Source organism: Haloarchaeobius sp. FL176 (assembly GCF_024609245.1).
Classification (GTDB): domain Archaea; phylum Halobacteriota; class Halobacteria; order Halobacteriales; family Natrialbaceae; genus Haloarchaeobius.
On sequence record NZ_JANJYH010000009.1, the window covers coordinates 1 to 12,325 of the forward strand.

General features: G+C 56.8%; 12 protein-coding genes. 8 read left to right on the forward strand and 4 right to left on the reverse strand.

What is annotated here, in order from left to right:
• Positions 1 to 173 precede the first annotated feature (173 nt).
• Positions 174 to 1,400, forward strand: a complete 1,227-nt coding sequence (locus tag NO978_RS15045) for a sensor histidine kinase (RefSeq protein WP_257300535.1) — start codon at positions 174 to 176, stop codon at positions 1,398 to 1,400.
• A 102-nt stretch (positions 1,401 to 1,502) separates the two neighbouring features.
• Here the strand turns inward: NO978_RS15045 and NO978_RS15050 are convergent, their stop codons facing one another.
• Positions 1,503 to 2,348, reverse strand: coding sequence for a response regulator (locus tag NO978_RS15050; protein ID WP_257300413.1), 846 nt, complete (start codon positions 2,346 to 2,348; stop codon positions 1,503 to 1,505).
• Between the two features lie 635 nt (positions 2,349 to 2,983).
• On the opposite strand from NO978_RS15050, the gene NO978_RS15055 reads away from it, so the two are divergent.
• The gene (locus tag NO978_RS15055) at positions 2,984 to 3,265 is read left to right on the forward strand and encodes a hypothetical protein (protein WP_257300414.1); all 282 of its coding nucleotides are present in this window, start codon (positions 2,984 to 2,986) and stop codon (positions 3,263 to 3,265) included.
• A gap of 638 nt (positions 3,266 to 3,903) precedes the next feature.
• Here NO978_RS15055 and NO978_RS15060 read toward each other — a convergent pair.
• Entirely contained in the window at positions 3,904 to 4,785 is an 882-nt protein-coding gene (locus tag NO978_RS15060) for a M48 family metallopeptidase (protein WP_257300415.1), read from the reverse strand.
• A 261-nt stretch (positions 4,786 to 5,046) separates the two neighbouring features.
• Positions 5,047 to 5,373, reverse strand: coding sequence for a HalOD1 output domain-containing protein (locus NO978_RS15065; RefSeq protein WP_257300416.1), 327 nt, complete (start codon positions 5,371 to 5,373; stop codon positions 5,047 to 5,049).
• A 261-nt stretch (positions 5,374 to 5,634) separates the two neighbouring features.
• Here NO978_RS15065 and NO978_RS15070 point away from each other — a divergent pair, with 261 nt between their 5' ends.
• The 5 genes from NO978_RS15070 to NO978_RS15090 all read left to right on the forward strand — a co-directional run bounded on the left by NO978_RS15070 (position 5,635) and on the right by NO978_RS15090 (position 10,212).
• Positions 5,635 to 6,087, forward strand: a complete 453-nt coding sequence (locus NO978_RS15070) for a zinc ribbon domain-containing protein (RefSeq protein WP_257300417.1) — start codon at positions 5,635 to 5,637, stop codon at positions 6,085 to 6,087.
• A 2-nt stretch (positions 6,088 to 6,089) separates the two neighbouring features.
• Complete coding sequence (locus tag NO978_RS15075; protein WP_257300418.1) at positions 6,090 to 6,698, forward strand: TetR/AcrR family transcriptional regulator; 609 nt, start codon at positions 6,090 to 6,092, stop codon at positions 6,696 to 6,698.
• A gap of 258 nt (positions 6,699 to 6,956) precedes the next feature.
• The gene (locus NO978_RS15080; protein WP_257300419.1) at positions 6,957 to 8,456 is read left to right on the forward strand and encodes an MATE family efflux transporter; all 1,500 of its coding nucleotides are present in this window, start codon (positions 6,957 to 6,959) and stop codon (positions 8,454 to 8,456) included.
• Between the two features lie 5 nt (positions 8,457 to 8,461).
• Positions 8,462 to 9,295 carry a polyprenyl synthetase gene (locus NO978_RS15085; RefSeq protein WP_257300420.1) on the forward strand — a complete coding sequence of 278 codons (834 nt, stop codon included), beginning with the start codon at positions 8,462 to 8,464 and terminating at the stop codon, positions 9,293 to 9,295.
• 182 nt (positions 9,296 to 9,477) lie between these two features.
• Positions 9,478 to 10,212 (forward strand): CBS domain-containing protein, encoded by a 735-nt coding sequence (locus NO978_RS15090; RefSeq protein ID WP_257300421.1) that lies wholly within the window; start codon positions 9,478 to 9,480, stop codon positions 10,210 to 10,212.
• Between the two features lie 331 nt (positions 10,213 to 10,543).
• Here the strand turns inward: NO978_RS15090 and NO978_RS15095 are convergent, their stop codons facing one another.
• Positions 10,544 to 11,722 (reverse strand): PQQ-binding-like beta-propeller repeat protein, encoded by a 1,179-nt coding sequence (locus NO978_RS15095; RefSeq protein WP_257300422.1) that lies wholly within the window; start codon positions 11,720 to 11,722, stop codon positions 10,544 to 10,546.
• A gap of 296 nt (positions 11,723 to 12,018) precedes the next feature.
• Between NO978_RS15095 and NO978_RS15100 the strand changes: the two genes are divergently transcribed.
• Positions 12,019 to 12,324 carry a hypothetical protein gene (locus NO978_RS15100; RefSeq protein WP_257300423.1) on the forward strand — a complete coding sequence of 102 codons (306 nt, stop codon included), beginning with the start codon at positions 12,019 to 12,021 and terminating at the stop codon, positions 12,322 to 12,324.
• Position 12,325 lies beyond the last annotated feature (1 nt).

Sequence of the window (12,325 nt, forward strand, 5' to 3'; positions counted from 1 at the left end):
TGCTGGCGACGTGGCGCCAGCAGGGACGCAATCCATACGAAGAGCTTCGTCGAGTCGTCAGCAGCAATGATATGATCTCACGGGCTCACGCTGTGCCGGCTGTCGAGACCTCGGGGTAAACACATACGATTGTCCTAAACCGAACGTTCACGACAGCGGAAACGGTACGTAATCTGTATCACCATGTGATCTGGGTGGTCAGCGGTGCAATCCTCGTTCAGTACACACTGAGGAAGCGGGCAGACGTCGCCGCCGGACAGGTGGCCGCATTGGTGGTTGGCATCGGGACCCCAATAGTCGTACGGCGTCTGATGTCTGTCGGATTGCTTCCGCTGGTACTGCCCCTCACTGATGTGGCATTCGGCGTCTTCGCTGTCTGCTTGGCCGTCGCCGTGTTCCGATACCGAATGCTCGATCTCGCCGCTGTCGGCCGCCAAGAGTTCGTTGAGGGAATGGACGACCCGCTCGTATTCCAAAACGACGAGAACGAGATCGTCTATAGCAATCCGAGAGCACGGGAGGTGTTCGAGGTTGAGGCAAGATGGAGGGGAATGGACGAGAACAGCTTTTTTGCACCATATTACGACCGTATCGAGGCAGCCAGTACCGATGAGGCGACACGAAATACCACGATCGAACTGGATAACACGGACAGATATTTCAACATCAAGAGGACCACAATTCGGACACCCGCCGGATACAACGGGGGCCAGGCAATCGCGTTTAGAGACGTTACAGAACTGGAAAAGACGAACCAACGACTTGATCAGTTCGCATCGATGGTATCACACGATCTGCGTACTCCATTAAATAACGCAGTAGTTCAAACGAATCGTTTCGCACGGGACCACTCCGACGAGCGTGTCGAGGCCCTCCAAGAAGCGCTGGATCGAATGGAATCGATGATCGACGATATGTTGCGGCTAGCCCGCGCTGGAGCGGAAATAGAAACTACTGAGGAGTGTTCTCTGGGCGAACTTGCCGAGGAAGTCTGGGGAACCGTCGAGATGAGTGGCGCAGAACTGGACTGTCACGTTGAGGACACGACTATCGAAGCAGACCCTGTCCGGCTGTTCCAAGTGCTGGAGAACCTCTTTCGAAACGCACTCGATCACAACGACTCACCACTGACTGTGCGAGTCGGGATGCTCGACGAGCGTGGCGAGCTCGCTAGCGCCGACGAGTCCGTTGGCTTTTTTATCGAAGACGACGGGCGTGGCATCCCCGAAGATCAACGGGACGTGATTTTGGAACACGGATACACCACGAACCGAGATGGAAGCGGATATGGACTCTCCATCGTGCGACATATCGTCGACGCACACGACTGGGAGATTCAGGTTACCGACGGGACCGATGGTGGCACTCGATTCGAGATCTCCGGCATCGAAGCCAGATAACCATCGCCGCTTTTCGTGGGGCCACCTGGCTGATCGGAAACAGTGGAGTTCGGCGCAGTCGTCCGGTACAGTAGTGTCACATCACCGACGAGCGAACGTCATTCAGCGAACGGACGAAACTCGGTCGCTGTCCTGAAGAAGCGGTTCGAGCGTCTGTTTGTGACCCGTCGAAAGATCGAGTTCCTCAATCTTGGCTGTGCAATTTTTGTATCCTTTCATCTTCGTTGCAGCCTTCCCGTACGTCTCTGTTAGTGCGAACTGGTTTGATCGGAGAGTCAGATACGTTCGCGCTGTTGAATCTAACGCTGCTCGATTGAGCAACAGTTCCACCCGTGTTCTCATTTCGTCTTCTCCGACCGGCTTGTGGATATAGTCATCATAGTCCAGTTCATAGATATCGTTGTCAGGTTCGACACCACTAACGCACAACAGAAGTTGCTGTTCGTGCTCCGATCTGATTCGAGCTGCGACAGTATCGCCTGACATCCCCTCCAATTTTCGGTCGATGATGACGAGATCGGTGTCAGCAGTATATGCTTCGAGTGCCTCTGTACCGGTCAAGACGTACTGGGTAGGGTAACTCCCAGAGAAACAGTTTGCAAAGATATCTGCGACCATTTGTTCATCTTCAACGATCAGAACTGTTGCTGCCTCTTCTCCATAGTGCTGGTCCCACGCTTCTAACACCTCTATGGCAGGGATAAGTGACCGTCCTTTGCTTGACAGTATGTACACCGTTCGACCACTCCCTTCAACTGTCTCCGTCGTCGTTAAAACATTCCGCTCACAGAGATCAGACAGACCATCCGACAGCATTTTTGATGAGATACTTCCAAGAGAGCTTTCAAGTTCCGAATATCCCGCTCTTTCCAATTCGTAGACAGTATAGATGATACTCGGATACCACTTATAAGCAAATATTTCTGTTGAAACTTGTATCTGGCTCATTGCTATTTTGAATCCTCTAGTTAAGTCGATTACACGACTTATTGTGTCTACTGGTTAAGAATCTCGCGGTTTATCAGAAGCTCTCTGAATCAGACTACCACCAACCATCCTATTGTTCGACCACACAGTAACCGAAGACAGGATAATCAATCGGGTGAAACGAATCTCTCAATGAGAGTACCAGCTAAGTAGTTAATCGAGATTAGATCTCTGGGAAGCTATGTGGTATCCCCATCGTCTGCATTGAGGCGGCCAGTCTCAACTACTCAGTTAGCAGCCTACCGTCCCTCGTACTCCGGCACCTCGTCCATCGCCTACCGATCTTGGGTGTCACTCTTCGTGCCGTCTTCATCAGCAGCCGTCTCGCCGTCCGCGGTATCTTCACTCATCCGAGTCGTCTTCGTCCTTGAAGTTGACCTTGAGGATTACTTGGCCATCGTACTTCGGGATATCCTCAATCGACGCCCCTGCCCGTCGGCCTGCTCGTCCGCATCGTACTCACACATACGGCTTTGTTGCAACCCTTAGAAAGTAATATATTCTGCTTCGATTGCGGTCAATACAGGGGGATTACTGACCACCGCTGGCGGAATGGCACCGCCACGCTTTTTAGAATCATGTCCAATTATCAACTGATGCCCTCCCACAAAGCGACAGCCGCCGCCCCAATAGCAACCGGGGTCCTCCTTGCCGGGACAGCTGCACGAGACGTCGCACAACACGGACTCGAACTCTGGACAGCACTGGCGCTCGCGGGTGGCCTCTCCGCGGTCGCGGTCGGTCTCGGGGTTCTGGCCGGTTTCAGTGGATTCAACGGCGACGACGATGCCAACGAAAACGACAACTGGACGACAGTTGCGCTCGCCGGGCTTGCGCTGACGTGTGTCGCCGTCGGTGCTGGGATCGCACTGGCGTAGACGACAGCAACTGACCGGCACCTGCACTACATCCGATAACCGCCCGGTTCACTCGCGGTCGTTGCGTAACCACTTTTTTGTTCTGCTGATATTCTCATAAGGTGATGAGTTCTGACCTGGTCCTGGTCAATCCAGTCGGAGGATGTTCGGTCAGTCAGTATAGGTGACTGACTGGATGAGGAAGCACAGACCAGTCAGGACGATCGTGGTGAGGTAGAGGAACAGCAGGCCAGGACGGATCTCAATCGCTCTGGCCAATCAATATGCGAACGTCTTACGAGCTGTCGGAAGATAATCCGACGGGAGTCCGGAGTTACCGTCATATTCGGCTTCTGATTGTATGTTATTGATAGCTTGTCCTACACTCATAGAAAACTGACTTTTTGTCAGAGCAGTCAGGCATACGTTTGATACGCGATGAAGAGGGAAACGACAAGACATGCGACACCGAGTCCACGAATGAGCCACGTCCACTGGTCGGAGAACGATTCGTGGTTATCTGTGCCGTAGTCACCACGACGCCGACGGTTCGGCCCAACGAAGATAGATAGCTGAAGGGCCGCTCGTGGCGCAACGATTAGTGTGATGCCGAACAGCGCACCGAGGATGACCGCGAGCAGTTCGCGGACTCCAGGCATCTACGATCGGAGCCGCTGGATGCGCTTCTCCATCGGGGGATGGGTGGAGACGATTTTCTGGAGGAACCCACGGTCTGGGCTGGAGATACAGAGTGCGCTCACCTGCTGGTCAACGTTCGGATCGCGGGAGCGCTGATTCCCCCGCCTGCGGCCGCCCCGGTTGGCTGTTCCACGGTCACGCTGGGCGCGCCGAGTCGACTGTCGTGCCTGCTGGTTTCCGTGCTGGATCTTTTCGAGTGCGCGAGCCAGTGGCTCACCCTGCCCGATAACGCCCTTGGCGTCGGCGTCAGCGACGTACTCGCGGTACCGGGAGATGGCGAGGACGAACAGCATCACGATGAACTGGACGATGTTCCCGACGACGATGGCGAGGAAGAAATCTGCGAAGTCGTTGTCGCCGGTCAACAGCACGATATACTGAGCGACGATAGCGACGATCGAGGCGATGCCCTGCCCGAGTTGCATCGTGATGACGTCGCGGTTATCGATATGCGCCAGCTCGTGGGCGATGACGCCGTTAAGCTCGTCACGGTCGAGCAACTGGATAAGTTCCTTCGAGATGACCACAGTCCCGTTGCCGCGGCGACCGACTGCGAACGCATTCGGTACGCCCATACCGGCGATTTTCAACGACGGCTTCTTCATATCCTTCTCGCGGCAGACCCGCTCGACGAACTGGTGGATATGGGGGTACTGGCGTTCAGATAGATCTTCGGCACCGACGCTCCGTAGCGCGGCCCACTTCCCGATCTTGTACTGAGCGCCCACGAGAAGGATACTACCCACGATAGCGATAGGTAGAACACCCTGACCGAACGTGGCTACCGCTGCCGCCACAGCCACGAGGTAGAATCCAGCGAGAAGTGCACCGACGACTCCCATCCGTATTTTGAGTCCAAAATGTTGCATGTGGATTACGTAGCAGCGATGTTCTCGTTAGTACAACCGGCTTCGTCGGTGGCCGATCCACCAGTCTGGTTCGGTCTGCAGTGGACATTTTTAGCACCGTTCGCCCTGTCGGAATCGGTGATGGTAACGGGGGGTACCTCCACGGCGAACTGTTCCGCTTCTGCTTGACCGACTCCGGCCGTCAGTTCTGTACTGGATCCGAGTGTCACGATGAATTCTTGCATGTGTGCGTTGTTAGTCAACCGCGTTACGTCCACGATCAGCAAGACTGACCGAGAGCCGCCCATCACTGTGGACCGAAACAACGCACTCCGAGACGGGGAACTTGACAACTCGTGTCGAGGGCGTCGGTGGTGCGTCGTCGCTCCCGAACAGCTGACTGAGCGCGAAGGCATGCGCCCGGTCGTATCGAGAAGCGACTGCCGAGCGGGCATCGCCGGTGACGGTCGAGACGGCATCGGTGACGGCCTCGTAGAGGGGTGTCTCATCACCCCAGCGAGCGAGGTGGCGGCCGTGCGACGGTGCTGTCGATTCGTCAGCGAGTCGGGATTCATCGGTCATGGCTTGTTGAGGCGCTTCGACTTGCGCTGTATTGCTTACTGAACGTTCGGTAAGTATCAACCTTTCGTCTCAGGCCAGCCACAGCGAGTGGAGTTGCTTCGTCCCGACGGCACTCTCAGCTGCATCTGGCTCTATACCCAGTATAGTCCCTAAAACCGTCTATTCGACCGGTTTCGAGTAGTAGTCGATATTCTTCCTCTCAGTACAGGAAGGCACGCGTCGGACGAAGAATTTATACCTACCGAACGTTCAGTTAGTGATATGGCACGGAACTCGCTCCGAAACAATCCGCTACTCGCTGGCCTCTTGGGCACGGTGGTCACCGGACTCGGCCACCTATATCTCCGGCGTTGGCTCAGAGCCATCGGATGGCTGGGTGTTACTGTCGTCGCTTCCGTACTGTTCATCCCTGAATCGATGGGATCCGGTATCAGTTCGGGGACGTTCAGTGACTTTCTTTCCATCCTTCCCATCGTTCTCATCAGTGCCGCCAGCGCTCTCGATGCGTATCTCATCGCGAAGAGCAGATTGCAGACTGACGGAGACGGACCTACCGATACTGTCGGGGCAACAGGAGCCGATGAATCTCCAACCTGCCCTGCCTGTGGAAAGCCCTTCGACCCTGAGCTCGGATTCTGTCACTGGTGTACGACCGAGTTCGAAGTCGTGGAGGGCACCGAACTGGCGGAAATCGACGAGAACCACTCGAACTGACGATGACTACCGACTCACCCGAAAAGACCTGGAGCACCGCTAAAGAAGAGATTATGGAGGCCACCTATCGAGCACTGCTCGAACACGGCTACGCCGATCTGTCGATCTCCCGAATCGCCGACGAGCTCGACAAATCGAAAGCCGCCATCTACTACCACTACGACACGAAAGACGACCTTCTGGCTGCGTTCCTGGAGTTCGCTGTCGATAGATTCGAAGAGACGATCGATACAGAGACGGGCGACGAACCATCTGAAGACCTTGCGCATGTCACCGAGAAGCTCCTCCCGCTTCAGCCCGACGCAGAACAACGGCAACTCCGGGAGGTACTAGTCGGGCTCCGGTCCCAGGCCGTGACGAACGAGGTATTTCGCGAGCAATTCACGCAGATCGACGAGCGACTGGCAACCACCATCCGAGGCATCGTCGAACGCGGCATCGACGATGGCACTTTCCGTGACGTCGACCCCTCGCGGGTTGCGGAACATATCTTGGCGACAGTCAACGGCGCGATGTACGGTCGCGCGACGACAGACCGCGAAAGCGCCACAGCCGCAGCACGCGTCTCGCTCGCCTCGTACATCGACTCGGAACTGAGGGGGCGCTCGTGAGGAGGCGTGTCAACTCTGGTTCGCGTTTCGGCCGTGGCCTATCTGGGCTATCGGCACGCGAACCTGACCAGCCAGGTACGTACTGTCTGTCGAATCATCGACGAAGATACACCTCTGTGTCCCAGTCACCCTCGTCGAAGTCACAGCCGTCTCGGCGTTGCTCACCAGCAATCAGTCCTCTAATCGAATCTACACCACAATGATAGGAAACAGCGAACGACATCTGACCGTCGACAAGCAACCGGGGGTCGGCCGTTAATGGGTCTGTTCAGCCGTATTGGTTCGTTGTTCAAGGGTCCGGAGGACTTCGACCTCACATCGGGTGGAATCGCCAAGCCGTTGTTCTTCCTCTCGATGCCAATCGTGGTCACGAACCTCTTCCAGACCGCGTACAACCTGGCGGACACGTTCTGGCTGGGGCAGTACAGCACGGACGCGCTAGCGGCGATCAGCTTCGCGTTCCCGATGGTGTTCCTGCTCATCTCACTGGGGATGGGGATTTCAGTCGCAGGGAGCGTTCTCGTCGCCCAGTTCACTGGCGCCGACGAAGAGCGTGAAGCCGAGTACGCAGCGTCTCAAACGGTGACGTTCGCGGTCATCGCGTCGGTGGTCCTCGGCGTCATCGGATACTTCTCCATCGAAAATTTCCTCGCACTGATGGGCGCGTCCGAGACCGTGCTTCCGCTGGCGACAAGTTACATGGAGGTCATCTCACTCGGGCTACTGTTCATGTTCGGGTTTGCGGTGTTCATCGCGCTGATGCGGGGATACGGAGACACCATCACCCCGATGCTGGTGATGTTCGGGTCGGTCGTCGTGAACATCGTCATCGACCCCTTCCTTATCTTCGGGTTCGAGAACAACCCAGTCTTCGGGATGGTCGGCCTCCGGAGCCTCGAATCCACGCTTCTCACTGCAACCGGCTATACGGGCTCCGGCATTACTGGTGCAGCCCTCGCAACTGTCTTTTCCCGCGGGCTCGCGCTGGTCGTCGGCCTTGCAGTCATGTTCCGTGGGACCCGTGGTGTCCAGATCCACGTCCGGGATATGGTTCCGGACCTCTCGTATCTGCGGCGCATCGTCCGGATCGGATTACCCGCTTCGATCGAGGGGATGGGCCGAGCGTTGTCGATGAACCTGCTGCTGTTCATCGTCGCGTTCTTCCCCGACGCGGTCGTCGCCGCGTACGGCATCGGCACGCGAGTGTTCTCGGTTATTTTCCTCCCCGCTATCGCAGTCGCGCGCGGGGTAGAAACGATGACCGGCCAGAACATGGGTGCTGACAAGCCGGACCGTGTCGAACAGGCGGCGGGGCTGGCGTCGAAAGTGCTCTTCGGCATCCTCACAGCCGCGGGAGTCGTCGTCTTCTTCGTCGCCGCACCTATCGCCGACGTGTTCACGACAAACCCCGAGGTGGTCGACATCACCGCGCAGTTCCTTCGGTACGTCGCGTTGACGTTCGGATTCATCGGTATTACGCGTGCCTACACGGGCAGCTTCCGTGGCGCTGGCAAGACACTCACCGCGGCGGCTATCTCCGTGCTGATGCTCGGGATCATTCGGTTCCCCATCGCGTGGATTGCCTCCGGACCACTCGGCGAGCGTGGGATCTGGCTGTCGTTCGCCATCTCGAACATCGTTGGGGCGGTCATCGCGTACGTCTGGTACCAACGCGGCACGTGGCGCGAGAGCGATCTCACGGAATCGAGCGTCGACCCCGATGAGACGGCTGTCGAGAGAGCAACAGGTGATGACTAAAACCGATGACTGACTCCGACTGTATCGGCTCTCCAGAGATAGAGGAGCAAATAAAGCGGGTGCTCAGAGACACGGACAAGGTCGATCTCCCGCTCGTCAGTAACGTACTGCAGGAGTCCCGTGACCGGTGGTACGGACAACTGGCGGTGAGCGCGTACGATTCACTGTCGGAGCACGAAGACGACGAGGACATCCTCCCTGTCGCCGCAGCGATCGAACTACTCAGGGAATCTGTTCGTCTCCGAAGTCGGTTGTTCGTTACGCTCACCAACGAACACCCGCACTCGCTCACACTGGAGCCGACAGCAGCGCTGCTGACCGGGGATTATCTGTATACGGCTGCATTCTCGTCGCTTCGTTCGGTACCCGACGCTCGCTCGGGCGACTGCTTCGAGATACTGACGGCGGTTCACGAAACGATCACAGGAAGATTTGCTCGCACCTACACGCCAGCTAAGTCGGGCGAGTCTGACAAAGCAGTGTTTCTCGACGAGACGGTAGGGAGTCTCGGTGAAGGCGCTGCCGTCCTTGGAGGGACACTCGCCGGTCTCGATCAGCCGAATCACCGGCACTTCGAGCGACTCGGCGGCGAGCTCAGCGTCGCACGGCAAAGCCGTCTCATTCTCGAGGCGGATCCGGGCGAAGCAACGGTTGTCCCACCCACAATCGACCAAGCACAGCTCCGTGCGCTCGCCAAACGGCGGCAAGAACACGCTAACCGAGCTCTCGATGCTCTTTCAGCGACTGTAGACGTAACGCGTCTGCGGGAGTTTGCCGAAGCTACGACAGGGGTACAGGATGGGGCGGGCTCGGTCACCGGTGACGACGTACTCGATTAACAGTCGGATGCCTGGCAGAGTCGTCTGCTGACGATAACATCCGGTATCTCCTAAGCGGCGACTCTATAGTCCGACAGCAGGGGATCTCCCACGAGAGGCTGCGCGGGAGCGCGCGTACTCACCAGTAGTTTCGATATATACGGAAACACATAGTTGTCTACGCCTCAACTTTCCAAGCACTGATGTACACAATCTCGGATTTACCTATCGAGAACCAGCTCCAGACCGTCGAATACGATCTCGAGCTCGAAACAGCGCTTCGTCAGATGTTTGAGAGTGACCACACGCAGATGGGTGTTGAGCGGGACGGCGAATTAGTCGGGATTGTCACCTATCGGGCAGTCGTCCGGACGCTCCTTGCGTTCCACCAGCTGGAGGTCGGGCACAAGACACTTGATAAGATATCGGTCGGGGCAGCAGTTGAAGATGCGCACACGATCAGCGAGGACGAGAACCTTCTCGCGATATTCGATGCGCTCGCGGAGTATACGTATATCGTGGTCAATCGAGACGATGAGTGGCGTATTCTGACTGACTACGATCTTCTAACGCAGCTGAAACAGATGCTCGAGCCGTTCTTGTTGATCGAGTCGATCGAGATGCAGTTGCGGGAGATTTTCACACGGGTGTTTGGTGATTCGCTGTCGGAGCAGCTGGCCGAGACGTTCGATGATGATCACCCACTGCCAACGCCGGCGTCGGTCGAACATTGTAGCTACGCACACTACGCTCAGTTCATCTCTATTCACTGGGAGGAGTTCGAATCGCTCTTCGATGATCAACAGGACGTGATTCGCGAGTTAGTGCTCGAAATCGGTGACATGCGAAATCAGCTCTTCCACTTTCGAATCAACGACCCGGACGAATTTGATCGGGACCTGCTCCGTTTCGGCCAGTCGTACTTCTCTTCAGTGTGACTCCTGAACTCACGAGCAGGTTGTCCCGAGAACCAGACAGATTGACGACAGATGGAGCAACTGGCTGGGCAGTGAGACGCATAGTCACAACCTCTGCCCACTCTGGAAATTGAGACTACAGTTGGCATATCGGGGCTGTGACACGTGGATTCGGTCGAATCAACGTCCTGGAACTGCCTCAGATGATCGTTCAGCTTCGCGTGGAATCAGCTCATATGAACACTATCCTTCTGGTGAGAGCAATTGAGACCTAAGCCCAGGCAGGAAGCAGACCGTAGTTTTTGCTTCCACAGTGACCTGGAAAGAGTACACCGTTCAGTTTAGCAGGCGCTCACTCACAGTTCGTTTGCAGGTTCACTGTATTCTCTGATGCGTATAGCAGCCCGCGTTCAACTGGGATGCATCCTCCGTCGGGTCCCCCAGACATTGTCCACTGTTCGCTGCCGTCCTCAACGTGTAGACTCACGAGGCTGTCACGCGTCGGCACGATGACCGACTGGCCGACGACGAACGGTGACCCCGCAATATCGAGATCCTGCTCCCAATGGATGTCGCCAGTTTCTACGGCAAGCGCATACACTGTTGCGTTGTCAGCACTGAAGATACGGTTGTGCCCGACTGCCGGCGCGAACAAGTCGTCACCATACATCGCCTTCCCCCACTGTCTTTCCCCATTTGCAGCATCGAACGCCACGATTTCGTAGCGATCGTAGCTTGCAAGGACAACATCTTCAGTGCGAACCAGTGGTTCCGGAATAGCTGGGCCTGGAATCTTCCACTGTGGCTCCCCGGTCTCACGGTCTAGCGCGTAAATTCCCTGTGCAGCAGAGCCATCTGCGGTGATGTACACGTGGTTGTCGTCGACGGCTGGAGACGCGGGGATACGTGCACGCTGACGGTCGTCGCCAAACGTGCGTGTCCACAGTGTCTCGCCAGTGGGTACCTCAACAGCGGCAACATCCCCGTGGTCGCTTGTGGCGACGAGGAGATCCTCGGCGACAGTTGGAGGATTGGGACGTCCATCCATCTCGTGTGTCCATGTTGTGGTCCAGCTTGCGGTGTCAATCGCAACGACACCGCCGGTCGATGGCTCAGTGTACTCGCCGAGTACGGGCGTGATAGCGATCGAATCGGCGAGGCCTGGTGGCCCCGTCGGAGTCCGATCGAGTTCGTGCGTCGTGTCGGCGGTTCCATCGTCGATGTCGAGTGTCGTCAGGATACCGTCGTGGTCACCAGGGATGTGGCCAACGACGACGGCTGTCGAAGCTGTGGCAGCAAGCCCAGTAACGTCGAGACCATCTGCAAACGATGTCGTCCAATAGTTACCACCTGCTGTGAGTGTCGGTTGGTCGGGGACAGCGTTGGTGTTTTGTGGCGTGCCGCGTGCCTGTGGCCAACGGGCAACACCAGGAGTTGCCGGTGTACAGGAGGACGTCTGGCAGCCGGCAGTTACCGCAAGGGCTGCTGCGGCCGATGTCGCGAGGTATTGACGGCGATGGAGCGAGGGCATCTCGTGACAATGAGTGTGGGTATCATAGGGGTTTTTCGATACGGGTGTAAGGCGGATTGCTTCAGAAAACTGGCCCGGATTACAACAAACGCACCACACACCAACTCGATGACCAGCCGTCTGCATTGAGACGCCCGGCCACAACTGCTGTTTCGGTGGGATTCGATAGCTGTACGAAGATTCGATAGTTGGACGCGAACGGCTTACTAAACCTGTCTTTACCTTCTATTTGCAATGGCAGAACGCAACGACCGACACGTCGAGACTAGCGATTCTACGACGGGGTGTAGCTGACCGTGCGCATCCCAGTCCCCAACAACAAACTCGTCGCCTTCACGCTGGCAGGCGCTCTGCTCACGGCCGTCGTGGCCGGGGGCCTTGCGATGCCTGGCGTTGGCCTCGGGCAGGATAGCGAGCAAGCTGACTCACCTGGAGCGTCCACGTCGGACGCGTCGGGACAGGTTGCTAGCGATGCCCCAACGCCCAACGAGGGGTTCACGCCGGCAGTCCAGACGCAATCCGGCCACGAGGAAGAAGAAGAACACGAGGAGTACGAAGAAGATGAGGAAGACGAGGACGAAGAACACGAAGAGGACGAGTGAC

Bases quoted from the DNA above. Each gene is read 5' to 3' on its own strand.
- NO978_RS15075 (WP_257300418.1), top strand. From the start codon at position 6,090: ATGACTACCGACTCACCCGAAAAGACCTGGAGCACCGCTAAAGAAGAG.
- NO978_RS15055 (WP_257300414.1), top strand. From the start codon at position 2,984: ATGCCCTCCCACAAAGCGACAGCCGCCGCCCCAATAGCAACCGGGGTC.
- NO978_RS15085 (WP_257300420.1), top strand. From the start codon at position 8,462: ATGACTGACTCCGACTGTATCGGCTCTCCAGAGATAGAGGAGCAAATA.
- NO978_RS15065 (WP_257300416.1), bottom strand. From the start codon at position 5,373: ATGACCGATGAATCCCGACTCGCTGACGAATCGACAGCACCGTCGCAC.
- NO978_RS15050 (WP_257300413.1), bottom strand. From the start codon at position 2,348: ATGAGCCAGATACAAGTTTCAACAGAAATATTTGCTTATAAGTGGTAT.
- NO978_RS15095 (WP_257300422.1), bottom strand. From the start codon at position 11,722: ATGCCCTCGCTCCATCGCCGTCAATACCTCGCGACATCGGCCGCAGCA.
- NO978_RS15060 (WP_257300415.1), bottom strand. From the start codon at position 4,785: ATGGGAGTCGTCGGTGCACTTCTCGCTGGATTCTACCTCGTGGCTGTG.
- NO978_RS15090 (WP_257300421.1), top strand. From the start codon at position 9,478: ATGTACACAATCTCGGATTTACCTATCGAGAACCAGCTCCAGACCGTC.
- NO978_RS15070 (WP_257300417.1), top strand. From the start codon at position 5,635: ATGGCACGGAACTCGCTCCGAAACAATCCGCTACTCGCTGGCCTCTTG.
- NO978_RS15080 (WP_257300419.1), top strand. From the start codon at position 6,957: ATGGGTCTGTTCAGCCGTATTGGTTCGTTGTTCAAGGGTCCGGAGGAC.